This window comes from Eubacterium sp. 3_1_31, assembly GCF_964249515.1.
Taxonomy (GTDB): domain Bacteria; phylum Bacillota_I; class Bacilli_A; order Erysipelotrichales; family Erysipelotrichaceae; genus Longicatena; species Longicatena caecimuris.
The window spans coordinates 1-24,253 of sequence record NZ_CAXUBY010000044.1 but is presented as its reverse complement, the minus strand read 5'-3'; the positions used below and the strand labels follow the sequence as shown (position 1 = coordinate 24,253).

15 protein-coding genes and 1 pseudogene are annotated in these 24,253 nt (G+C 45.4%); 11 read left to right on the top strand and 5 right to left on the bottom strand.

Going from position 1 to position 24,253, the window contains the following annotated elements; all coding sequences use genetic code 11:
- Window positions 1-71: 71 nt before the first annotated feature.
- The 5 genes and pseudogenes from ACESSZ_RS13735 to ACESSZ_RS13715 form a co-directional block, all read right to left on the bottom strand.
- Window positions 72-869 (bottom strand): annotated as a pseudogene (locus ACESSZ_RS13735) (FtsK/SpoIIIE domain-containing protein); the annotation flags it as partial.
- 65 nt (window positions 870-934) lie between these two features.
- Window positions 935-1,963, bottom strand: a complete 1,029-nt coding sequence (locus tag ACESSZ_RS13730; RefSeq protein WP_499842855.1) for a DUF4238 domain-containing protein — start codon at window positions 1,961-1,963, stop codon at window positions 935-937.
- Window positions 1,964-2,037: 74 nt separating this feature from the next.
- Complete coding sequence (locus tag ACESSZ_RS13725; protein WP_120393721.1) at window positions 2,038-2,400, bottom strand: YdcP family protein; 363 nt, start codon at window positions 2,398-2,400, stop codon at window positions 2,038-2,040.
- 15 nt (window positions 2,401-2,415) lie between these two features.
- Entirely contained in the window at window positions 2,416-2,730 is a 315-nt protein-coding gene (locus tag ACESSZ_RS13720) for a YdcP family protein (protein WP_008817929.1), read from the bottom strand.
- A 234-nt stretch (window positions 2,731-2,964) separates the two neighbouring features.
- Window positions 2,965-6,405 (bottom strand): VaFE repeat-containing surface-anchored protein, encoded by a 3,441-nt coding sequence (locus ACESSZ_RS13715; protein ID WP_499842854.1) that lies wholly within the window; start codon window positions 6,403-6,405, stop codon window positions 2,965-2,967.
- A 572-nt stretch (window positions 6,406-6,977) separates the two neighbouring features.
- On the opposite strand from ACESSZ_RS13715, the gene ACESSZ_RS13710 reads away from it, so the two are divergent.
- The 11 genes from ACESSZ_RS13710 to ACESSZ_RS13660 all read left to right on the top strand — a co-directional run bounded on the left by ACESSZ_RS13710 (window position 6,978) and on the right by ACESSZ_RS13660 (window position 24,203).
- Window positions 6,978-7,286, top strand: a complete 309-nt coding sequence (locus tag ACESSZ_RS13710; protein ID WP_412272847.1) for a hypothetical protein — start codon at window positions 6,978-6,980, stop codon at window positions 7,284-7,286.
- 563 nt (window positions 7,287-7,849) lie between these two features.
- Complete coding sequence (locus ACESSZ_RS13705; RefSeq protein ID WP_499842853.1) at window positions 7,850-8,674, top strand: ParA family protein; 825 nt, start codon at window positions 7,850-7,852, stop codon at window positions 8,672-8,674.
- The gene (locus ACESSZ_RS13700) at window positions 8,631-9,569 is read left to right on the top strand and encodes a ParB/RepB/Spo0J family partition protein (RefSeq protein ID WP_499842852.1); all 939 of its coding nucleotides are present in this window, start codon (window positions 8,631-8,633) and stop codon (window positions 9,567-9,569) included. The genes ACESSZ_RS13705 and ACESSZ_RS13700 overlap by 44 nt, the downstream gene beginning before the upstream one ends.
- Window positions 9,570-9,813: 244 nt before the next feature.
- A complete protein-coding gene (locus ACESSZ_RS13695) occupies window positions 9,814-10,557 on the top strand; it encodes a hypothetical protein (RefSeq protein WP_499842851.1) in 744 nt (247 codons plus the stop codon).
- A gap of 79 nt (window positions 10,558-10,636) precedes the next feature.
- The gene (locus ACESSZ_RS13690; RefSeq protein WP_499842850.1) at window positions 10,637-14,857 is read left to right on the top strand and encodes a SpaA isopeptide-forming pilin-related protein; all 4,221 of its coding nucleotides are present in this window, start codon (window positions 10,637-10,639) and stop codon (window positions 14,855-14,857) included.
- Between the two features lie 147 nt (window positions 14,858-15,004).
- Window positions 15,005-15,307, top strand: a complete 303-nt coding sequence (locus tag ACESSZ_RS13685; RefSeq protein ID WP_131779315.1) for a hypothetical protein — start codon at window positions 15,005-15,007, stop codon at window positions 15,305-15,307.
- A 4-nt stretch (window positions 15,308-15,311) separates the two neighbouring features.
- Complete coding sequence (locus ACESSZ_RS13680) at window positions 15,312-15,905, top strand: hypothetical protein (protein ID WP_499842849.1); 594 nt, start codon at window positions 15,312-15,314, stop codon at window positions 15,903-15,905.
- Window positions 15,906-15,919: 14 nt separating this feature from the next.
- Window positions 15,920-16,150: a hypothetical protein gene (locus tag ACESSZ_RS13675; RefSeq protein WP_117819501.1), complete on the top strand. Its 231-nt coding sequence runs from the start codon at window positions 15,920-15,922 to the stop codon at window positions 16,148-16,150.
- Complete coding sequence (locus ACESSZ_RS13670) at window positions 16,131-16,685, top strand: hypothetical protein (protein WP_499842848.1); 555 nt, start codon at window positions 16,131-16,133, stop codon at window positions 16,683-16,685. The genes ACESSZ_RS13675 and ACESSZ_RS13670 overlap by 20 nt, the downstream gene beginning before the upstream one ends.
- On the top strand, window positions 16,618-17,625 hold the full coding sequence (locus tag ACESSZ_RS13665; protein WP_499842847.1) for a hypothetical protein: 1,008 nt from the start codon (window positions 16,618-16,620) through the stop codon (window positions 17,623-17,625). Before ACESSZ_RS13670 ends, ACESSZ_RS13665 begins: the two co-directional genes overlap by 68 nt.
- A gap of 14 nt (window positions 17,626-17,639) precedes the next feature.
- Window positions 17,640-24,203, top strand: a complete 6,564-nt coding sequence (locus ACESSZ_RS13660) for a DUF8437 domain-containing protein (RefSeq protein ID WP_499842846.1) — start codon at window positions 17,640-17,642, stop codon at window positions 24,201-24,203.
- Window positions 24,204-24,253: the final 50 nt, after the last annotated feature.

Below are 24,253 nucleotides of genomic sequence, written 5' to 3'. Positions count from 1 at the left end.
GTTCAGTTCTCCAACACAATTTTAATTGATTGTGCAGTGTCTACTCTTTTCAAGTAGAAACGTCTCGCACCGTTCTTAGGGTCTAGCACATACATGACCGCATTGCTCTTTAGCAAAGCCTCAATCATGGTAAGGATAAAATACGTCTTACCGCCGCCAGTGCCGCCAGCAATCAGCATATGGGGGAGCTTGTCGTATTCCCACCAGATATTTTTCATCAGACGCAGGCTGCCATGTTCCGCCTGTACCTCGTCAATGGTGATACGGTTTGCAATCGTATCATAGAGCAGGACGTACTCTACATAGCTGTCCTTTAGTTCTTTGGACACCAGCTCGCAGTATAAGCCTGTTTCCAGTTTCTTTTCCAAATGCAGGAGCTGGTCTTGATATTTCCCCAATGTAATTTCTGTGCGGATATGCAGCAGTCCATGTTCCATGCGGTAATACATCTTAGGAAAGTAGGTGATTTTCTCTTTCTTGCTGGTTGCTGCCAAATCCTTAAAGAATCCGCTGTCCTTTATGGTTTCAGATTCATACCACCCGTTTTCCAGAATCATCTTTGCCAGCTTTTGACGGTGAAAGAGCTGCTTTACCCTGTCATACTGGAATCTGCGGTATAAGAGGGCAGCCGCCCCACAGATTAGAAGTGCCCCAATGACAGAAATTATCATGTAGGGCGTGACCGTCAGATGGACGCTGCCATCTTGCAGGAAATGAACCGATTTCCAGTCTGTTGCTGCGATTGTCTTTAGGTTTAGCAGTAAGACCGCCGCAAGGAACAGCAGGAGCAGCGAACCAGCCGAGAAACGAAAGACCAGCGATTTATCGCTGGCTCTGATACGGTTTCCACGCTTTTGAAAATGTGGCATATAAAATCTCCTTTCCACGAAAAAAAGCAGCAAACCTTGAAGATTTACTGCTTTATAAATTTTAATTATCCAACTTCTATATGAGATTGATATTCTTGTAATTCTGGTTGTTCTTTGCACATTTTTTCTGCAAGTTCAAAATTAGTTTTTCCAGAAAAAACACATCTATAGCTATGATAGACTTGCTGACAATTAAAGTAATCAACCATATCTTTTGATGTTAAAGCATAAAATTGTCTATCTGAAAACAATTTATCATATGTAGTCTTCTCATACATTGCCAATAGTAATTTAGGTGTAATCGGAAAAACAATTTCAACACCTTCGGAATTAAATCCACCATAGCTCATATATTTATCGTGCTTATGGGGAATAGTAGCTACAGGATTATCTGATGTATAGAATGGATATTCAGTCTTATTTACATACATAACCCAAATATGATTACACAATGTTTCAGCGATTCCTACTGCCATTTCTTCGTCAAGTATCATGCTACTATGTTGCAACTTTACAAAATCTGGATTAACTTCACATTCAAATGCCTCTTTTGGAAGTGCGTCCTCATTATTCATTTGACTTTTATAAGCAAGCGTCTGATATGTTTTAGTAATCATATCTCTTAAATTATCTCTAAAAGATTTTGTCCTAATAATTTGAATTGCAATAAATAATGCCATAAAAGATTTTTCTATTTCAGAACATGCAAGGCAATTTTGTATTACCCAATCATTTCCCCCGTAACTTTTATTTATAAGAGTTTGAAGTAGTCCACTGTAAATGCCCTCTAATTGGCTAAAAAACTCTTTTTCAATATGTTTTTCATCTAACTCATCTAAAACACTTTCCCAATTATCAACGCCCACTATTTCCATTAAATCATTTTTGATTTTTTCTTCTTTATCTTTTTCAGCCATTTGTATCAATTCATCAAATTTTATATCATAAAAATAATTTTCCATTGCAATATCCATGATTTTTTGTGGACGTATTTGTGTTTTAAATTTATCAAATACATTAATTCGGTCATTGTCGAGAACAAAATTTTTTAAATAGCAACGAGGTACATAGTGTTCTTTTTTTGTATCTGCCATTGTAATCACTCCTAAATCAAATAATTCAAGTATAGTATATCAAGTTACAATGGTAGATACAATTAAATCCAATTCTATTTGTCTGGTTTTGAAATTTGTTTGTTATGTGTTATATTCTTTAAGACAATATCGTCTGCTTTGATGTACCAGTCAACGTCTGCCCCTTGAAAAGTAGCGGTTGCCACCGTATCAGCCACAGGATTGATGATTTCCACCTCTGCGTTGTAGTCAAATTCCTTTAACGGAACAGTGGCAGGAATACTTACCTGTATCATGCGTCCTTGTTCCTTACACTTCAAATCGTAGGTGCGTTCCTTGATTTCTTCAGAAACCGTACCGTCCTCATTCTGGATATGTACCTCACGACGCAGAGCCGAGAACTTCAATACGCCGAATGTTTTTTCCTTGTCAATGATGATTCCATTTGCTAATCTCATAGATTCGATACCTCCTTATGCTTTCACCATGTCGTCTGCTGACAGGATATAGTTTGTGAAACCTCTTGTGCCGATTTTATAACCCTCTGCGGTGATTTTGGGATTGATAAGTTTTACCCTTTCCTCTGATTCAAAGTTCTTCTCACCAGCAGACGCAGGCAGCACCACAATAATATCATCTGCTCTCTGCACGTCTGAATAAAGGTTAAAGCTACGGGAAACGACCGCCATGCGTCCGTTGATCCTACGCTGTTCCACCTTATTCTCTCCTGCAAATTCTAAATGCCCGAATGTCTTTTCCATGTTTGGGATAACGTGTTTTAATTCCATAATATACCTCTTTTCTTTCTATATTTTATTGATAGTGTCATTCTGCTGTCTGGATAATATCTGTCTGCCTGTGGATTATCAAGGGCAGGCGTTGTGCGTTGCACCCTTGACAATCCCCATTCAGAAAGATAAATCATCATCAAGCAAAATTTAGCCAGATTGTCAGATATATGCTGACTTTTTTATAATGGGCGGTGAACGGGATTTCTCTTTCATCAGACGATACCTCTCGTATTAGTCAGCTTTCTTTTTATAAAATCTCTTGTGGGCTGCGAAGATAAGACCAGCACTGGAAATTCCAAGCATAGCTAACAGTGCAGCTAAAGGTGTATTGTCACCTGTTTTTGGAGAGCTGCCTGTTCTGTTAGGTGTTTCTGGCGTATTGGATTCCTCTGGTGTGGCAGGAGATTCTGGTTGTTCCTTGACGGTCACAGTCTGCCCCTCATCCTCAATGTTCTTATGTTCCGCTATCTTGATAGGCTCGTCTGGATTCGTCACGTCGTATAATTCCTCAAACGTGACAAGTTCCTTGCCGCCTAACTCGCTGGCATTGAAAGTAAATTCAATCTGAACCTCCATCTTGCTGTCTGTCGCTGTGAATGTAAGGTCATTTTCCACAGGCTTTCCGCCAACCAGTAGCTGTGCATTTTTAGATTTTACCATCTGCCAACCTTTGAGTTGGTACTGTGTGCCTGTTTCCAAACCGTCCAAAGTGACAGTATCGACGATAGTTACCTCTTTGTCGGCATTGATGGTCTTTTCACCAGTCGCCTTGTCACAGGCGGTTGTGTGCATAGTGATGATACGCTCTGTGATTGTTACGGTCTGCCCCTTGTCGTTAATGTCCTTGTGTTCCGCAACCTTGATAGGCTCGTCTGGATTCGTTACGTCGTATAATTCCTCAAACGTGACAAGTTCCTTGCCTGCAAGCTCGCTGGCATTGAAAGTAAATTCAATCTGAATCTCCATTTTGCTGTCCGTTGCGGTAAATGTAAGGTCATTTTCCACAGGCTTTCCATCAACAAGTAACTGTGCGTTTTCAGATTTTACCATTTGCCAGCCTTTAAGCTGGTACTCTGTGCCTGTTTCCAGACCGTCTAAGGTAACAGTATCAACGATTGTCACTTCTTTGCCAGCAACAATCATCTTTTCGCCAGTCGTCTTGCTGGTCGCTGTGGTATGGACTGTAATCACTCTTTCTGTGATTGTCACAGTCTGTCCGTCGTCCTCAATGTCCTTGTGTTCCGCAACTTTGATAGGTTCGTCTGGATTGGAAAGGTCGTATAATTCCTCAAAGGTTACAAGGTCGCTGCCGCCTAAAGCACTGGCATTGAATGTAAATGTCATTTCGATTTCCATTCTGGACTTCTTTGCGGTAAAAGTATAATCATTTTCCACAGGCTTTCCGTCAACAAGTAGCTGTGCGTTTTCAGCTTTTACCATCTGCCAGCCTTTAAGCTGGTACTTTGTACCTTTTTTCAGACCGTCTAAAGTAACAGTATCAACGATAGTCACACTTTTACCAGCGACGATTGATTTTTCACCTGTTGCTTTATCAGCAGCAGTTGTATGGATAGTGATTTCTGGTTCGTATTCATCTGTCAGCGTACCTAAGTCAATCACAGTTTTATCTCTTGAAACCACCACATCAAAAGCAGGAATCAGTGTCATTCCTTTATTGGAATCGCAGCACAATTCCTCAATCGTATAGGTATCGTAAGGCAAAGCACCTTTGCTGTCGTCTGGTGCGGAAGTACCGAACCAGATACCGTCCTCGCTGGTCTTGCCCTCGTTGGTATTCTGTGTATGGGAAACCCAGTCAGCAGAAGTTGAGAACTGACCGTTTGCGTCCGTCACGATAACATGACTTTCACCAGTCGTCTTGCTTGTGATCCTAAACGGAACATTCGCAAGACGCTTGTGTGTGCCAGCAGCGATTTTCACGCCCTCAATGTCGCCACGTTTAATCTGGTTGTAAATGGAATGTTCTTCATCTGTTAAATCAACGATTTTCCCATTTTCCGTGACTGCAAATTCAACCGCTTTTGCACCGTCTGTCAAATATCCCTCTGGTGCGCTGGTTTCTTCTAAACGGTATTTTCCAAAAGGTAGGGTATCTGTATCAGTCGCAGCAATACCGTCAATCCCTGTATGGATTGTCTTTACGGTTTCGTTTTTCTTATACAGCTTGCCATCAACCAAGACAGCATTATCATTTAAGGAAATGATTGCAAAGGCAGTATCTTTTAAAGTTGCTCCGCCCTGTGCTTTGGTATCTTTGGTTTCAAAGTCACGTTTCTGGATTTTGACACCGCCACGGATAACCTTGTCAGATACAGAATACTGGTTGCTGCCGCTTAATACTGCAAGCTCGCCATCTTCTGTAATCTGCGCCACATACAAGCCTTTTATCTGTTCTGAACTTCCAGCAGCCTGCATATATGCGCCCTCCAATAAGTAACCGTTTGGAGCAGACTTTTCTTCTACCGTGATAGTTCCCAGCGGCAGGCAAACTGTACCGTTTTGTGTATAGAAACTATCGCCAGATACTTTATAGGAATCAGCTAAACGGGTGATATAGTGGATTGCATTGTCGCTGCCTTTTTCCGCTTTAGTCTTTGTCGTCCATGTGCGTGTCGGCTCTGCTGGAAGATTATCTTTTGTATAATATCCGTCGTAATACTTCCAGACAAACTCTGCACCCTCCAAACTCGCATTACCCTGTGGGTCTGCTTTGGAAGTTTCCATATCAATCTTGAAAAGCTCAATCAAGGTATCTGTGACTTTCGGTGTATCGCTCACTTTCAAGGTAGCTGTTTCACCAGCTTTGACCGTAAGAGTATACACGTTCTTATCTAACTGGAATCCTTTGGGAGCTTTGGTTTCTTTCACATAGTATGTCGCAGCTTTTAGTTCCACAGTTTCAGTGCTGCCACTGTTATCTGTCGTAAGTGTGGCAAGCTGTTCTTTGCAGCTTTTATCAGCGTAGACACCATAAGTCGCACCAGTGATTGAATAGCAGTCGTTAGATTCTGTAATCCCTGTATTACTGGAAGATTTCTGAATCTTGCCATTTCCAACAGCCAGCTTTGCGTAAAACTGTCCTAATTCCTGTCCCTCGCCAGAGTAGATATAACCATAACAGTCATAACGTCCTTTATTTTCTTTGACAAAGGCTTTAGCACCTGCGAATACTTCATCTTGTATCGCTTTGGGGATTTCATCATAGGCAGCTCGCACGTTATCGCAGCCCCAGCCTAAATGAACGCTCAATCTCTGCCAGACCACTAACTGTCTTAACAGGTAGGCGTGCTGACTGCTTATCCCTTTATGACTGTCTGTGTACTGCTTGACGTATTCAATGGATAAAGCAACGTCAGCTATCTGGTCGGCACTCATGCGTGTGCTTGCGTCAGCTCTGGTCTTATAGCCATTTTTAAAATTCGTGTTTATATCTATGCAGTAAGCGTCCTCGCCCTCGACGGTCATATGCCCCTCGTTGAATGTTGAGCCGATAGAACCGTCATTCATTACTTTTTCAACGATTCCTACACGTTCCGCAGATTCTGTCCAGTATTGCGTCTGCGCTGCATGAACCACAGTAGTAGGTAATGTGGTAAAGACGGTTGCAAGGGTAAGGACACCCGTAAGCAATCGTTTCATAATCTTTATCATAATTTTTTGATTCTCCTTTCTTTCTGAAATATAAAAAGGACGCTCATTTCTGAACGTCCAAAGGGTACGAGTATCTTGATTTCTAGTGACAAATGATTTATATTTAAAAAAGTAAAAATTGCAAAAAACTAAGCGCATTTGCTAACAGCTTGCTAACACTCTACGGTGTATGGCAGTACACCTACGGGTAACAGCGTCTAGCAATAACAAAGGCTTCGTCTTTATTTTTTGCCATTAAGCGCCCCATAAAGGATAATCGAACCACCAGCTACCACAGCTCATAGGGAACTCCTAAGCGGAACGCCCCCGGTTCGAATCCGGGCAGGGACGCCACAAACAACGCCGAAAGCCTTGATTTTTCGAGGTTTTCGGCTTTTCTTATTTTCCGGCATCATTCAATCTTAACTTTTCCGTTTTGCCATCGCTTTTGCCCCGTTCTTGCTAAAAAAGGCGAAAGGTCGTGCTAAGAATTATTAGCAGGAAAACTGCTGTTCTGCTAAGAAAAGAAGCTCCCCTGCTAATTTGTACCTCAGACACGGCAAAAATCCTTGCTAATTCACAGGGCGGTAGTTATGCTGTTAGCCCTGCAATATTTGAACTACGCACTTGTTGTCTTTTGTTTGCCAGACAGTCGCAATAAATCGCAAGATTGCTTATTTGTTCTATGCTGTTACAATGAAGATAGTGGAGGTGTCAATATGAAGGACAAAAAGTATTATATCAATCTGACCGAGCAGGAACGCTCTCAAATCATACATTCGCTTATAGATAAAAAGAACGCACTTATGGCTCAAGGCAGATACACCGACGCTGTTGATGAAGTCATCTTAAAGCTGATGAAAGCAAAGAAAAAGGCTTTCATAGTGCGTACTGTTTCGTAGTCATTTCCTTTTCAAAAAATAAAATATAGAGCTATATAAGCAAGCCGCTTATTCCTTTATCGGAATAGGCGGTTTTTTGTTTTGTAGGTGTGAAAAAGCGGAACAAAAAAATTTTTTTATTTTTTTCAAATTTAGGGTGTCCATTTGACCTCTCCCAGTGGGAACAAGTGAAAGGGTTATTTCTTAACTCCGATTAGGAGCAACTCTTTCGCTGTTCCTTGACAACTGAATATATAGGCACATCGGACTTTAGTTCTGATGATGAGCCACCTTATCGGGTACGCCAAGACCTCTGAAACGGAGCGAGCGAGAACCCCCGGTAAAAGTGTCAGGTTGCACCTGATACGGCGATGACAGTCAGAATGATAATGATACTTCTCTACGGAGCTGGCGGAGAACCCGGCAGAGGTGAAATTCCTATGACACGGTTTCGCAAACCGTGACCGATGTGCTTCCCACACAAAGCAACAGCTTTACGCAGGGGGTGTTGAAAACAAATACTGCGTTGATACATAGCCGTCTGAACACAGCCGGCTATAAATCTATCGAAAGGAGGAAAGCCAATGCCTAACTGTAAAACCATTGCTATCTGCAATCAGAAGGGCGGCACAGGCAAAACGACCACAACGGTCAATTTAGGGATAGGGCTTGCGAGACTTGGTAAAAAGGTACTCCTTGTAGACGCCGATCCGCAGGGCGACCTCACGACTTGCCTCGGATGGAAAGATAATGACAGTCTGCCGACTACCATTACCACTAAGTTATCTGAGATAATGCGTGAAGAAAACGGAAACCCGCATTTCGGTATTCTGCATCACGAGGAAAATGTTGATTTGCTTCCCGCAAACCTTGAACTGTCCGCTATGGAAATGATGCTTGTAACGACTATGAGCCGTGAAACCGTTTTGAGAACCTATCTGAATAAGGTAAAGAATGATTACGAATATATCCTGATCGACTGTATGCCTTCCCTCGGTATGGTAACTTTGAACGCTTTAGCGGCGGCAGATAGCGTAATCATCCCCGTTCAGGCTCAGTATCTTCCCGCAAAAGGAATGACACAGCTTATGCAGACCATCGGGAAGGTCAAGCAGCACATCAATCCGAGTCTGAAGATTGACGGTATCTTACTGAATATTGTAGATAACCGAACAAACCTTGCGAAAAGCACAGCTGACACACTGCGGAAAAACTACGGAAGCGTGATAAAGATATATCACTCAGCCATTCCTATGGCAGTAAAAGCCGCAGAGGTGGCGTCGAAAGGTGTCAGCATATATAAGTATGAACCGAACAGTCCTGCGGCGAAGGCTTACGCTGAATTGACAAAGGAGGTGTTAGCCGATGGCAGGAAGAAAGAGCGACTTCACTCTGCCGACGCTCGATGACCTGTTCTCAACACAGGAAATGAGAGATGATGCGAAACTCGCAAAAATCCGGGATATTCCCTTAGAGCTGATTGACGATTTTCCCGATCACCCTTTTAAGGTGCGTGACGATGAAGATATGATGCAGCTTGTTGAGAGCGTCAAGGAGCGTGGGGTTATCACCCCGGCAACCGTCCGTCAGAAAGAGGACGGCAGATATGAGCTTGTATCGGGACACAGACGAAAACGAGCGTGTGAGCTTGCAGGCTTTGAAACGCTCAGGTGTGAGGTAGTTGACCTTACGAGAGATGAAGCCACCATCTTAATGGTGGAAAGCAATTTCCAAAGGTCACAGATACTTCCCTCGGAAAAAGCGTTCGCATACAAAATGCGGATGGAAGCTATGAAAAGACAAGCAGGCAGACCAAGTAAAGAAAATGTGTCCCCAGTGGGGACGAATTTACGAACCGATGAATTGATCGCACAGGAAACCGGTGATAGCAGAAATCAAATCCACCGATATATTCGCTTGACCAATCTTGTCCCCGAACTGCTTGACCTTGTGGACGAAGGCAGAATGAAAATGCGACCTGCCGTTGAGATTTCTTTTCTCGACGAGGACTGCCAGCGTGATTTGGTAGATGAAATCGACCTGAACGACTGCACTCCGTCCCACGACCAAACAATCCGTATGCGAAAGATGTTTGAAGAAAAGAAGCTCACACCTGAAGCCATACAAGCCATTATGTCGGAGCAGAAACCCAATCAGCGTGAGAGAATTGTGCTGAGTGGGGATAAGGTACGACAGTATATCCCGAAGAATATTCCCCTTAACCAAACGGAGGATTATGTCTGCAAGGCTTTGGAGCATTATGCGAGCTATTTGAGAAAACGGGCAGAGCGTGACGCAAGGTAGCAGGAGTAACATTTTTCGTTTTCCCTTCCTCACACTCTAACCCCTAAGTACAATCTAACCTACCGAAGAAAGATATATAACTATCTCACAATATATATCTATCTCCATAACTTAAAGCTATCTCAAACAAATCGCATCGTTTCCACTTGAAGGAGGTGGTTGCTAAAATGAAAGATTAACCTATTCGCACCTTTGTCAAATTGCAGAGAACTTTCTACAATGAAGGCGAAAGGAGCGAATCGCAATGAAAAACAAAATCTTATGCTTTGGCTTGGTTCTCATTTTCCTTGCTTCAATATGCGGATGCAACGCAGATAAAGCTGGTGTTTTGGAAAGCTCGGATATAGCCGACTATTCTTCTTCGGTGAGTAATACGGAAACTTCCGATGAAACGGATACGACCGTAGAAAGTGAACCTGAAAGAGAAACTATGACGGCTGAAATCAGTGCAGAACCGACATCGGAAAGTAACGAGCCTGAAACTGCTCCGACAGAGAGCAAGAAACCAGTTGAAGCCGACAAAACGGATATTCCAGCCGCACCAAAGGCAGAAACAGAAACACCAAAGCCCGAAGCGCCCAAACCGCCCGTAAGCGAGGAAACAAAAGAGCCGGAAAAGCCTGTCCAGTCGGATAAAGAACCTCCGGCAGAACAGCCTACGGAAGAAGTAAAGCCAAAAACAGCTTACGACTACGAGTTTGACATTGAAGCAATCCGAAGCGACCTCATTTCTCTCGGCTGCTCTATGGGACTTACTCATATTACTACCGATGACGGAATGGCAATTACACCGGACAATGCTTCGTGGGCGACGCCTGTTACGGCTTCCGAGTCGTTTCAGGGAGAACGCCTGAAAAGAAAACTCACGGACTATGTGCAGTCGATGCCGGATATTATCACCGCTTACGGCGGCGCACCAATTGAATATTTCACGATATATATTGAACCGCTTGGAAGCGGCAGCTACCGGATATATTTCCTGTACTGAGTTCGTGAGAACCTACCCTCTGCCCGAAAAGACAGAGGGCTTTTTTATACCCAAATTAAGAAAGGACGGTTAAACCGAAATGAAAAATTTTGCAAAATCCAAAGGAAAGCGCATCACTGCCGCACTCCTGTGTGCTGTTATGTGCATTATGTCCCTTCCGCTTTCTGCCTTTGCCTTTACAGCAGAGGAAGGAAAGACAGTAAACGCATATTACGGTGATAAGTATGTGAGCGCAGACGGAGAAATGTATTATTCTCCCTCAACCTATCAGTATATCGCCTATGATGCAAACGGCAATGAAAGTCTGCACACTCAAAGCGCAGGCAATTCGAGAACCAAGCTGATGATTAAGGACAGCAGCGGTTCCCGACAGATTATGTGTATCGAGTCCGGTATTCCATATAACGCCGGAGGAACTTATGACAGCAAAAGCGGAACAAACAGCTCATATTTTCAGAACCTGCCGACAACAGCACAGTACGGAATTATGCTGACCTCCGTGTACGGATGGCGTCCGGGCAAAACTGCACCGATCAGCGGTACTAACGAGGACGACTTTTCTATGGCAACTCAGATTATCCTTTGGGAGTATCAGCAGCAGCTTCGTACCTCTCCGACTACTCTCAAAGCAAACAGCTACGGTGTTCCTGCCGACACTTACTTCAAGGGTATCAAAGGCAGACCTGCCGAGAAGTGCTATGACTGGCTTCTTACGCAGATGCAGAGCCACGCAACCATTCCGAGCTTTGCTTCCAATAAGAGCAGCTCTGCAACCACCTATACGCTGAAATACAATCAGGCGGCAGATAATTACAGTCTTACGCTGACCGATACGAATAATACGCTGTCGGATATTAAGTTCAGCGCAAGCGGTATTACCGTTTCAAGAAACGGCAACAAATACACCTTTACTTCAAACAAGATGATTGAAACCGCCGTTAGTGTTACGGTGCAAAAGAATGTACCCGGTATTGACGGCAACTTCCTCATTTGGGGATACCCCGGAAAGCAGACAATGATGTCGGGTGCGGAAGATCCGGTCGTATTCTATCTCAAAATCAAGACGGAAACCACCGGAGTCGGTCATATCGTGAAGCACTCCGAGGACGGAAAGGTGGCAAACATTAAGTTCAACATTGCCGGAAACGGCGTTAATCAGTCCGTCACCACAAAGGCGGACGGCACGGTGGATATTGAACTTATGCCCGGTGTATATACCGTTACGGAGCTGACCGAGGAAAAGTATGAGCCGCAGAATGTGCAGAGGGTTACGATTGTATCGGGAAACACCTCAACAGTCACATTCAGCAATACACTTAAGCGTGGCGACCTTCAGGTAATCAAATCCTCCGAGGATAATCTTGTGGAGGGCGTTACCTTCCACCTTTACGGCACATCTCTTTCCGGTATTGCCGTTGATGAGTATGCCGTGACAGATAAGAACGGTGTTGCTACCTTTAAGGATGTCCTGATTTCAGGCACAATGCCCTACACCATCGAGGAAGTGGATACGGCTATCCGTTATGTCGTGCCTGCAAATCAGACCGCACCTGTGAAATGGAAAGAGGTTACAACCCGCAATTTCACAAACATTCTCAAAAAGTTTACCGTGACCGTGACAAAGAGCGACCGTGAGGAAGGCAGCGCCCAGGGCGATGCTTCTCTTGCCAGAGCAGTTTACGGCATTTATAAGGGCGAAACCCTTGTGGACAAATATGTTACGGACAAAAACGGGCAGTTCACCACAAAGGAATATGTCTGCGACAATGACTGGACAATCCGTGAAATCACTCCGTCCGAGGGCTATCTGCTTGACACCACAATCCATAAGGTCGGTGCTGAACCGCAGCTTTATACCGTGGAACACAATCAGACAGCAAATGATGTTACCGAACAGGTTATGAAAGGCAATATCGCCATCATCAAGCATACCGACGATGGAGAAACCAAGATTGAAACACCGGAAAGCGGTGCAACCTTTGAAATCTATCTCAAATCCGCAGGAAGCTATACTGCTTCTGAGGAAGATGAGAGAGATATTATCGTCTGCGACGAAAACGGCTTCGGACAGACAAAGGATATGCCTTACGGCGTATATACCGTTCATCAGACCTCCGGCTGGGAAGGCCGTGAGCTGATGAAGGACTTTGATGTGTTCATTGCTCAGAATGGACAGACCTACCGTTACCTTATCAACAATGCAAACTTTGAAAGCTATATCAAGGTTGTCAAGGTGGACGCAGAAAGCGGCAAGACCATTCCTTATGCCGGAGCAGGCTTTCAGATTTACGATCCGACAGGAAATCTTGTTACGATGTCCTTTACCTATCCGACTCCGACAACAATCGACACTTTTTATACCGATGCAAACGGCTGTCTTGTGACACCGGAGAAGCTCGAATACGGCAAGGGATATTCTCTTGTTGAGGTTCAGGCTCCCTACGGATATGTTCTCGACAGCACTCCTGTGTACTTCGATGTAACGCAGGATAACGCTACCGAAGAAAGCGGGGTTACAGTGATTAAAGTGGATAAGCCGAATATGGCACAGAAAGGCACAATCACCGTAGAGAAAACCGGCGAAGTGTTCTACGGTGTAAGCGTAAGCGGCTCGGAGGATGCCGAGGTAATCTATCAGCCGATTTATGAAATCGCCGGACTTTCGGGTGCGGTTTATGAAATCCGTGCAGCCGAGGATATTATCACGCCTGACGGAACAGTACGCTTCACAAATGGCGAGGTTGTGGATACCGTTACTACGGACGAGGACGGACTTGCCAAGAGCCGTGAACTCTATCTCGGCAAATATGAAGTGCAGGAAATCAAAGCACCTTACGGTATGGTGTTGAATGATGAAATTCATACCGCAGAGCTTGTGTATGCCGGACAGAATGTTTCCGTGACGGAAACAGCCACCTCTTTTGTGAATGAAAGACAGAAGGTTGAAATCAGCTTGAAGAAAGCGCTTGAAGCAAGCGACCTTTTCGGTATCGGACAGAACGGTGAACTAAAAAACATCAGCTTCGGTCTGTTTGCCGCAGAGGAGCTTGTATCTGCAAGCGGTACTTCTATCCCCGCTGACGGTTTAATTGAGATCGTTACCCTTGATGAAAGCGGAAACGGTACGGTTAAAACCGACTTGCCTATGGGCGGCTACTATGTAAAAGAGCTTGCCACCGATGAGCATTATATCCTCTCGGATGCCAAGTACCCCGTAACCTTTGAGTATGCGGGACAGGAAACCGCAAAGGTTCAGCTTGCGGTCAATGACGGCGAAGCAATCGAAAACGACCTTATCTACGGCTCTGTTTCCGGCAGGAAGGTCAATGAAAACGGCGAACCTCTCGGCGGTGCGCTGATCGGACTCTTTAAGTACAACGATACCGAATTTACAAAGGAAAACGCTTTGATGACTGCTACCTCCCAAAAAGACGGTAGCTTTTCTTTTGAGCAGATTCCCTTCGGTATTTGGTATGTAAGAGAAATCGAGCAGCCGACAGGCTTTGTCCTGAACGAAACCGTATATGAAGTGAACATTGCCGAAAATGAACAGGTTGTCGAAATCGAAATTGCAAACGAGTTTGTTCGTGGCAATATCACGCTTACCAAAGTGGACGCAGACTTCCCCGACAACAAGTTGACCGGAGCAATCTTTGAAATATATCAGGACAACAACGCAGACGGAAAGCTGGATGACGGAGATACGCTGATCGGCACTCTTACCGAAAGCGAAGCAGGAATTTATGAGATGAAAGACCTTCTTTACGGTCACTATCTCATAAAGGAAACCAAAGCGCCGGAGGGCTTCTTGCTTGATACGGGTGTTTATTCCGTATTCATTGAAACGGACGGTATGACCTATTCCGTAGAGAACAAAGCAGGCGTCGGCTTTATCAACGAAGCGATGAAAGGCAACCTGAAAATCGTCAAGACATCTTCTGACGGCAAGGTGGAAGGCTTCTCCTTCCGTATTACCGGAGCAAACGGCTATGATGTAACGCTCAAAACCGATGAGAATGGCGAAATCTTCATCGAGGGACTCCGCATCGGTGAATACACCGTGTCCGAGGTAGCCGATGAGGTATCTGCACCGTATTCACGACCTGCCGATAAAAAGGCAAATGTTATGACCGACTCCACCACGATTGTGGAAATGCACAATGTTGTCATTGACACTCCGAAAACCGGAGATAACAGCAAGCTCGGCTTGTGGCTTGCCCTGCTCGGTGCTTCCGCTGCCGGTATCGGCGTGACAGTCTATGCAGGTGTTAGAAAAAAGAAAAAGGAGGATGCTGAATAATGGAGCCGAAAACAATTATCGCAATCGTTTTGGTCGCCTTTATCATTGGCGGCTTTATCTTTCTTCAGGTAAAAAACAGAAAGAAGAAATAACCTACGGGGGGCGGATGAAATACTCCGTCCCCTTATTCTTTTTAAGGAGGAGCCTATGAAAACAATGAAAACAGTTGAAAGCCGGGTTCTGCAAATTCTTCGGGACTGTCCTGAAACGAGAAATGAGGATATGCTGCTTTTCTACCGTTACTACAACCGCTTTGCCGACTATCTTCGAGCAGGCGAACTTCCGCTTGAAGATTTGGCATATAACTACAAGGCATACGGACTTCCGTGCTTTGAGTCTATCCGCAGAGCAAGGCAGCGTGTGCAGTCCCTGTTTCCTGAGCTTTCCCGCAACAGTGCTAACGAACAGGATGGTTCTGTTGTAATCGTAATCAACATTAACGGAGGGTAAGAAAATGGGCAAGGAAAAACGAATGATCGGAGATTATACGGTACTCTGTTCAGTCAATGTGGGCGAAAAGGAAGTTATCTTGGCTTCCAATGAGCAAAGCACGGACGGAGAGAAATTTTTGTGCGGCTTTGTAGAGCGAAACGACCTTTTTGAACTGTGCAAGGAATGTGTGGTAAGCGATGACTATATTGAGATTGCCCACACTTTCGGGAGCCGTGTTGTCAATGAAGCGGAGCTGTTCAAGGAGCAGGTCAAAAAGCTGGATATTCCCATCACGGTCATTACCGAAGCAGACTGTATTCCCGACCATTATTCAAAAGACATCAACGGCAAGGTTATTGCCATTGATCCGAAGGTATTAAAGCCTGAATTTCAGAGAGCCGACAGACAGCTCTACTTGGTTACAGGCGGTTTCGGTGCTTCGGCAAACAGCCGTGGAAGCGCTGTGTTCTGCACCAATCTTCATACCGGGAAAAACACCCGATTTGAACGAATGGATGTTATGGGCGAAGTAAAGCCCGAATGTATGCCGGACTGGGCAAAAGAAAAAATTGCCGCTATGAGCCGAAGCCATAAAGAAAAAGACAAAGAACGATAAGGAGGTACAGACCTATGAAAGATACAATTACCCTTCAGCAGAAGGTCAAAGTCTTAAACAAGCTCTTTGATGCAAAATGCAGAACCGAAAAGGACTTGCAGGGACTTTCTATGGAAAGCATTTTGAAAATCCCGAACATCACCATTCAGGATATGACGGTGATTATGGAGCTTCAGAAAGCAACCAAATCGGGCAAGCTGTTCTCCTACTTAGGCGGTGGTACAGATGAGCAGCAAGCAGAATGACCGTCATATTATCTGGAGCGATATTCACCTTGATTTTGAGGACTGGCGGGCAGACCTTGAAGAACAGTACCCCGACCTGTCCGAAGATGAACTGATACAGAAAATGTACGAAATCAATTCCGACTATCTCGGTGACGAGCGTATGAACCTGAATGTTCAACTCTCACAGCCCATCTTGGTTGTGGCGGACATCGGGCGTTGGGACGGTCGTTATGACGGGTATGCGGAAATCAAGACAGGCAATATTAAAGACTGTTTGTATTCCGAAATGGATATGTGCGAGTGGTATGTGGACAAATACGGAGATCTCCGTGCCGATGCCGTTCATCACGACGGGACAAATCACTACCTCTACCGTGTGTATAAGGACACCGCAACAGACAGTCAGATTGAAAATCTCAAATCAAAGATTTACGATGGCAAGGCAACACGAGCCGATATAACGAGAGTGACAAGGCGGCTCGGTGATGAAATTGCCGCCGTTTACGGGTTCGATATTCCCCGGCAAAAGAAAAATATCGAGAGAGCGAGGTGAAAATATGGATTACCGAATTATGAACCCTGCCGAAAGAAAATATACCTTCCGCCAAAGCCAGCAGATTTCTATGCAGACGGGACTTATCGGGTATTTGAGAGCAGATTTCGGCAGTACGGGCAAAGAGTTTTATTCCACTTGGAACGATTTCAGAAAGGACTTAAAGACCGACGATTTCAAAAAGGAATTTGACTTGGTGATAAACTCCTACCGTTTCGGAGACGGCGAATTCTTAATCGGCAGAAGCGCTATGACAAAATTCTGCTATGAACATCCCGAAAGCTGCTACGAGGATGACCGTAATCATTACGGCGTCCGTGTTGATACCGAACAGTATTCATATTTAATGCGGTTAAATCCAAACCGTGGAGAGTACAATCTGTACTGCTATTGCTATCAGCGTGAGTGGCTTGACAACCATCTTCAAAAAGCCGAAAAAGGTATCCGCTTTATTGATCCGCACTACAAAGAGCAGTTCACTATCCCTGACGGAGATAAAATCCGCATAACTTTAAGCAGCGGTGAGCATTACGACAGAGAGTGCAGATATATCGATGATTACCACCTTGGGGTGGGCGACAATCTCTATCATATCTGTGAGTTTGCCGAGCGAATGGAGCAAAACGGAAATACCGTTATTCCGCTTCGTTCCTCTCTGCCGGAGCAATGCTATGTGTACTTGCCGACGAGCAATGAAATCGGCATTATCCAAAAAGGCGAAACCGGATATTACAAAACAGACCTGACAGACGGCGTTCCCGGTGAAATGAAAGAGCTTGCCGACTCTATGAACCGTAAGCTCGGTGTTACAAAGGGACAAGCCGAAGCAATGAAGACTGGCTCAATGTTTGGGTGGAAAGTTCCTGCCGCCGATCCGAAAAACTATGACGAAAACGGAAAACTTGTAAAGCCAAAACGGAACAAAGATTATGAAAGATAAGGAGGTGTTTCCCGATGGCTCGTAAATATGACCTTATTTCCGAACTGTACGACCGTACCTGCAAGACGGTGGTATCCTCTCCGCAGAATTGGGAAGCCTTTTTGACTTCTGCCTGCCGAAACTATAAGCTACGCTTCGATGAACAGCTTTTGGTGTTCGCACAGCGACCGGACGCTACCGCAGTTCTTGAAATTGAGCGTTGGAACGGCACTTTCGGTCGATGGGTTAATCGAGGTGCAACCGGTATTGCGGTCTTTGACGACGATGCAAGCAGAAGCCGCCAGCGTCTTATCCATTACTTTGACATTTCCGACACCCATCCGAGCAAGTATTCCCGTCCTGTTCCTATTTGGGAAATGAAGCCGGAATATGAGCAGGAAATCACCGAAACCCTTGAAAGCACCTTTGGAACGCTGGATAACAGCCAAAGCCTTGCGGACGCAGTTATGAGTGCGGCACAAAACGCCGCCGAGGACAATCTTCCCGATTATACCCGTGATTTGCTATACTCTGTAAACGACAGCTTCTTGGAGGAACTGGACGAGGACAATATTTCCACCATATACAGAAAAGTTGTTACCAACAGCGTGGCATATATGATGATGGAACGGCTCGGCATTGATACGGAGGAATATTTCGAGCGTGAAGATTTTGAGGATATTATCAATTTCAATACGCCCGGTACGCTTAATGCCCTGGGCTTTGCCACCAGCGACATTGCCGAAATGGGACTTACCGAGATTGCAAAAACAGTGATGTCCCTTGAAAGGCAAAATCGCATAATTGCAGAAAACAGAAAGCCTGATTACAATATAGGCAGAAATCAAAACACAGAAAGGAGTCCACAAAATGAACGAGCTGACATACACGATGCAGGGCGATTACAGACTGCCCAATCTGACTTTACCGGAACAGCCGGAAGCGCCGATGGGACGGTACTCCCGAATGAGAGCGAAGTACCTGAAAGAGAACCGCAAGGTGCTGTACTACAATCTCCTGACGAGCTGCAAGCTGAGCGAGCATCTGACGCAGATCGAACAGACGGCGACCGAAATGGAGGAACGCCTGACGAAAGAGATGGCGGTGAAGGAAGGCTTGACCGAGAGCCTGAAAGCGACGGATATGATGAGTTGGGTTCGGCAGATGAACAACCTGAAGAACCGGGTTCAGGAAATCGTGATGAAGGAAGTAATCTTCGCTTAGAGTATTACGACCGAAGTAACGAGGACAGAAGCCTGCCGTTTTTCGGTCACGATGATACTATTCGAGAAATCCTTGCAACCACACCCCACCTGAAAGCCACCAAAGATGAAATCCGTGCATTTTATGAAAGCGTAGCCGACGAGAAAAAGCGCACCGAGTATATCAAAGGCATTTTCAATAATGATTATACCGAAGTGATACTGGGTGCCGGCAGACGAGTCGGCTACAAGACTTATCAGAATGTGCTTCAGCTTTGGGAAGGTAGTTATCTTAGCCGTACAAAGCAGAGCTTTTACGATTGGGGCGTGATAGCCAAACATTTTGAAGCAATGCGACTTTTGGGCGAGCTTCAGGACACAATGAAACCCCTGCCCTCTATGGACGGGCAGATGAGCTTAATGCTCAATTACGAAGCAGAGGTAACGAAACCCTCTGCTTTTTCCTTTTCTCAGGAGATTATCGACGCTGTTCTCACCCGTGGAAGCGGCGTGTCGGAGGGAAAGTTCCGCATTTATGAGCAGTTCCAAAAGAGCCTTTCAAAGAAGGAAAATGTGGATTTCCTGAAAAATGAATACGGTTGGGGCGGTTCTTACCCCGTTATCACCGGAACGGGCATTGACGAGCAGCACGATGGCAAAGGCATCAAAATCTCGAAGAATGTAAACGGCGAAGAAGTCAAAGTGCTTCTGAATTGGAATCAGGTTGAAAAGCGCATTTCTGAGCTTATTAAAATGGATAGATACCTGAACCCGAAAGAAAAGGAACTCTACCCTGAGTGGCTTGAGCAACACGAAATTCGCAGAGCCGAAGCCGCAGAGGAACGCAGAAAGCGAGAAATCCTTTCTACTGCACCACCCGAAAAGAAAGAGCCTGAACCGAGCAACGAAAGATATGAATATCATCTTGGCAACACCGTTTATCTCGGTGCAAACGAGTATGAAATTCTGTCCTTTGACAATGACCGGGTAATGCTCTATGATACGCAGTTCCCGTTGTTCAATAAGGAAATGACAAGAGCCGAGTTCGACCAAAAGGTTCAGGAAAACCCGATGAACGACCACCTGAAAGTAAAGGTATTACCAGCAGAAGAAATCACAGACAACACAAAGGTGAGAATATCTTTGGATAGCGGAAACGACCTTGTTCATTGGATATATTTTAATCCCGATGCAAATGCCGGAGGTCAGTATGTCTCAGGTGATTTGAGCTTCTCTGTTTTTGAGGAACTCATCGAGCAGTATGATATTGCGAACCATCCCGAAAACACGGATAGGTTTGTTGCCGACCTTGAAGAAATGTCGGATCAGTTTTTGGCTGACATCAACACGCCTTTCTTTATGGAAGCGGAAAACGACTATGAGATGGACTGCGACTATACCGAGTTCACACCCGAAAACATTCTCAAAATCCACAAGGATATTCAGCAATTTGTAGCGGAACATCAAGCAGAACTTAACAGAATGGCTGGGCAGAATAAGCCGAACGCATTGCCGGTTTATGACCGTGTAAGAGAACCGTATAGAAGTTATCTTGCGGTGAAAGCCGAAAATCCCGACAGTCTTGTGTTGTATCAGGTTGGCGATTTCTTTGAAGCCTATGGCGAGGACGCACAAAAGGTTGCTGAAGCTCTTGACCTTGTGATGACCTCCCGTGCGATAAGCGACAGCGAGAGAGTTCCTATGGTGGGCTTCCCGCAGCACGCCCTCGAAACCTATATGAATATGCTGACCGACAGAGGTTATGATTTAGCGGTTGCTTCTCTTGAAAACGGAGAGCGCAAGGTATATAACCTTGTTTCTCAGAATAAGGAAGCTCCGGTGGAGTCAAAGCCTATCGGCAGAATTGATTATCTTCATACGGACGGGCGTGTTCGTGAGAGCATCGAATACACAAGTCCCTATCAGTTTGAAAAGGACATTAAGGAAGAAAATTACTACGGCGTTCCGATGAAAATTGTTCTGTATAAGGACAGGGACGGAACGACCATTCCGCAGGACTTTATCTCACAGCTTGATCCGTCGCCGCAGGGCGTTGAGATTATCGACAGTCCGTATCTGAAATCTTCCCTTGATATTGCTAAGGAGATTATTGACGAATACTGTCGAGAAGAATTTGAGCGTGACGAGGGTGCGGACTACTCTAACCTTTCCGAAGTCAATGTGGCATACACAACGACCGAAGATGATAAGCACGAAATACAGGCGAATGTCAACCTTGTAGACTTCAAGATTGAAACCCTTGTGGACGGTACGGTTATCCGCACCGAACAGTACGACAGTCTTGAGGATATGACCGAGCGAGGTCTGAAGAACCTTTCCTTTGATGACCTTGTTTATCTGTCCGAAGAAGAACTTGAGCGTGTGGAAAAGGCTTCTGCCCCCGTAGTTCCTGCTTGGGAAAAGCAGAAAAAAAGTAAGGTGCAGTCCTTTGACTTACACCCTGAAATCCCAATGTCCGAACGACACAACTTTGACCTTGCCAATAACGAGATTGAAGAAGTCAATAAAAAAGAGCGTTTCCACCGCAACTATGCGGCGATTACGGTCTTGAAAAGATGTCAGCAAGAAAACCGATTTGCTACACTTGACGAGCAGATAATCTTGTCGAAATATGTCGGTTGGGGCGGTATACCCGAAGCGTTTGATGAACGTGCGGGAGCTTGGCACACCGAGTATGCGATGCTCAAAAATATCCTGACTCCTGAAGAATATGAGTCGGCAAGAGAAAGCACCCTGACTGCTTTCTACACTCCGCCTACGGTTATTAAAGCCGTATATAAGGCTATGGAGCAGTTAGGTTTTCGTGAGGGCAATATCTTGGAACCGTCCTGCGGTATCGGTCATTTTATCGGTATGCTGCCCGAATCAATGAGCGAGAGTAAAATCTATGGCGTTGAGCTTGATACCGTTTCGGCGGGTATCGCACAGCAACTCTATCAAAAGACCTCTATTGCCGCACAAGGCTTTGAGGAAGCAAATCTCCCCGACAGCTTCTTTGATGCCGTTGTGGGCAATGTGCCGTTCGGGGATTTCAAAGTTCCCGACAAGAGATATGACAAGCACAAGTTCCTGATCCACGACTACTTCTTTGCAAAGTCCCTTGATAAACTTCGACCGGGCGGCGTTATGGCACTTATTACGAGCAAAGGGACGATGGACAAGGAAAATCCCGCAGTCCGAAAGTATATCGCACAGAGAGCCGACCTGCTCGGTGCTATCCGTTTGCCGAATAACACCTTCAAGGGTAATGCCGGAACGGAAGTCGTTTCGGATATTCTCATCCTGCAAAAGCGTGACCGCATTGTAGATATTGAGCCTGATTGGGTGCATCTTGCCACAGACGAGAACGGCATTGCGATGAACAGTTACTTTGTAGAGCATCCCGAAATGATACTCGGTGAGATGAAAATGGTATCGGGGCGTTTCGGTCCCGAACCCTCCTGTGTACCGTATGAGGGCGCTGACCTTGCAGAGCAGCTCAGTGAAGCCGTTGCAAACATTCACGGTGAGATTACGGCTTATGAAATCGAAGATGAACTCACCGAAGAAGATAATTCCATTCCTGCCGATCCGACCGTGAGAAACTTTTCCTATACGCTTGTGGACGGCAAAATTTATTTCCGTGAAAACAGCCGAATGGCTCCCGTTGATGTTTCTGCCACCGCAGAAAACCGCATTAAGGGTATGATTGCGATCCGTGACTGTGTCAGAAACCTGATTGAGTTGCAGACCGAAGATTATCCTGACTCGGCAATCAAGGAGGAACAGGCAAAGCTAAACAGCCTCTATGATACCTTTACGGCGAAGTACGGTCTTATAAACAGCCGTGCCAATTCTTCTGCTTTCTCTCAGGACAGCTCGTTCTCTTTGCTCTCGGCTCTTGAAGTCTTGGGCGATGACGGGCAGCTTGAAAAGAAAGCGGATATGTTCTATAAGAGGACAATTAAACCCCATACCCCTGTTACTTCGGTAGACACTTCGAGCGAAGCGCTTGCCGTATCTATGGGCGAAAAAGCCTGTATTGATATGGAATATATGTGCCATCTTTCGGGCAAAACCGAGGAAGAAATCTTTGCCGACCTAAAGGGTGTTATCTTCTTAAACCCGATGTATGGGTACGGAAGCAGCACCGAAGCAAAGTACCTGATGGCTGACGAATATCTCTCCGGCAATGTCCGTGAGAAGCTCGCCTGGGCAAAGAAATCGGCACAGCTTTCACCTGAAGAATATAGTATCAATGTGGAAGCACTCCAACAGGTGCAGCCGAAAGACCTGACGGCAAGTGAGATTTCTGTCCGCCTCGGTGCGACTTGGCTACCTCCTGAGATTGTCGAGCAGTTTGTGTTTGAGTTCTTGGGAACGCCGAGATATGCACAGTGGAACATCAAAATCCATTTTTCCGAGTACACGGGAGAATGGAATATCGAGGGCAAATCCTACGACCGAGGAAATGTCAAAGCGTACAGCACCTACGGCACAAGCCGTATAAATGCGTACAAGATTATCGAGGAAACGCTGAACCTGAAGGATGTGCGTATCTTCGATTATGAGGAAGATGCAGACGGCAAAAAGAAAGCAATCCTGAATAAAAAGGAAACTGCTATCGCTCAGGCAAAGCAGGAGCTTATCAAGCAGGGCTTTCAGGACTGGATATGGTCTGATCCTGAGCGCAGAGAAAGACTTTGCAAGCTCTACAACGAAAAGTTCAACAGTATCCGCCCCCGTGAGTATGACGGAAGCCATATCACATTTAATGGAATGAACCCGGAAATAGAGCTTCGGGAACACCAAAGAAATGCGGTGGCGCATATCCTTTACGGCGGCAATACGCTTCTTGCACACGCAGTCGGCGCAGGCAAAACCTTTGAAATGACGGCGGCTGCTATGGAGTCGAAACGGCTCGGATTATGCAGTAAATCGCTGTTCGTAGTCCCGAATCACCTCACCGAGCAATGGGCGTCGGAGTTCTTGCAGCTCTATCCGTCCGCAAATATTTTGGTGGCTACGAAAAAGGACTTTGAAACCAAAAACCGCAAAAGGTTCTGCGGTCGAATTGCAACCGGGGACTACGACGCTATCATCATCGGGCATTCTCAGTTTGAGAAAATCCCGATGAGCATTGAACGGCAGAGAGCCATCCTTGAACAGCAGCTTGAAGAAGTCACCAACGGCATTGCAGACCTGAAAAGAAATCGTGGAGATAACTTCTCGGTCAAGCAGTTGGAGCGCACGAAAAAATCCGTTAAACAGAAGCTCGATAAGCTCAACGACCAGTCTAAAAAGGACGATGTTGTGACCTTTGAGGAACTTGGCGTGGACAGGCTTTTCATTGATGAGAGCCACTACTACAAGAACCGTGCGAAACGTTGTGCATAAGCCCTTGTTGACAGCAAGGACGAACAGCGCCATGTGATTGCACTTAGCAA

What these genes read in the sequence shown, in the direction of transcription:
- ACESSZ_RS13730 (WP_499842855.1), bottom strand. Translation starts at nt 1,963, where the DNA reads ATGGCAGATACAAAAAAAGAACACTATGTACCTCGTTGCTATTTAAAA.
- ACESSZ_RS13725 (WP_120393721.1), bottom strand. Translation starts at nt 2,400, where the DNA reads ATGAGATTAGCAAATGGAATCATCATTGACAAGGAAAAAACATTCGGC.
- ACESSZ_RS13720 (WP_008817929.1), bottom strand. Translation starts at nt 2,730, where the DNA reads ATGGAATTAAAACACGTTATCCCAAACATGGAAAAGACATTCGGGCAT.
- ACESSZ_RS13715 (WP_499842854.1), bottom strand. Translation starts at nt 6,405, where the DNA reads ATGATAAAGATTATGAAACGATTGCTTACGGGTGTCCTTACCCTTGCA.
- ACESSZ_RS13710 (WP_412272847.1), top strand. Translation starts at nt 6,978, where the DNA reads ATGCTGTTAGCCCTGCAATATTTGAACTACGCACTTGTTGTCTTTTGT.
- ACESSZ_RS13705 (WP_499842853.1), top strand. Translation starts at nt 7,850, where the DNA reads ATGCCTAACTGTAAAACCATTGCTATCTGCAATCAGAAGGGCGGCACA.
- ACESSZ_RS13700 (WP_499842852.1), top strand. Translation starts at nt 8,631, where the DNA reads ATGGCAGGAAGAAAGAGCGACTTCACTCTGCCGACGCTCGATGACCTG.
- ACESSZ_RS13695 (WP_499842851.1), top strand. Translation starts at nt 9,814, where the DNA reads ATGAAAAACAAAATCTTATGCTTTGGCTTGGTTCTCATTTTCCTTGCT.
- ACESSZ_RS13690 (WP_499842850.1), top strand. Translation starts at nt 10,637, where the DNA reads ATGAAAAATTTTGCAAAATCCAAAGGAAAGCGCATCACTGCCGCACTC.
- ACESSZ_RS13685 (WP_131779315.1), top strand. Translation starts at nt 15,005, where the DNA reads ATGAAAACAATGAAAACAGTTGAAAGCCGGGTTCTGCAAATTCTTCGG.
- ACESSZ_RS13680 (WP_499842849.1), top strand. Translation starts at nt 15,312, where the DNA reads ATGGGCAAGGAAAAACGAATGATCGGAGATTATACGGTACTCTGTTCA.
- ACESSZ_RS13675 (WP_117819501.1), top strand. Translation starts at nt 15,920, where the DNA reads ATGAAAGATACAATTACCCTTCAGCAGAAGGTCAAAGTCTTAAACAAG.
- ACESSZ_RS13670 (WP_499842848.1), top strand. Translation starts at nt 16,131, where the DNA reads ATGAGCAGCAAGCAGAATGACCGTCATATTATCTGGAGCGATATTCAC.
- ACESSZ_RS13665 (WP_499842847.1), top strand. Translation starts at nt 16,618, where the DNA reads ATGAAATTGCCGCCGTTTACGGGTTCGATATTCCCCGGCAAAAGAAAA.
- ACESSZ_RS13660 (WP_499842846.1), top strand. Translation starts at nt 17,640, where the DNA reads ATGGCTCGTAAATATGACCTTATTTCCGAACTGTACGACCGTACCTGC.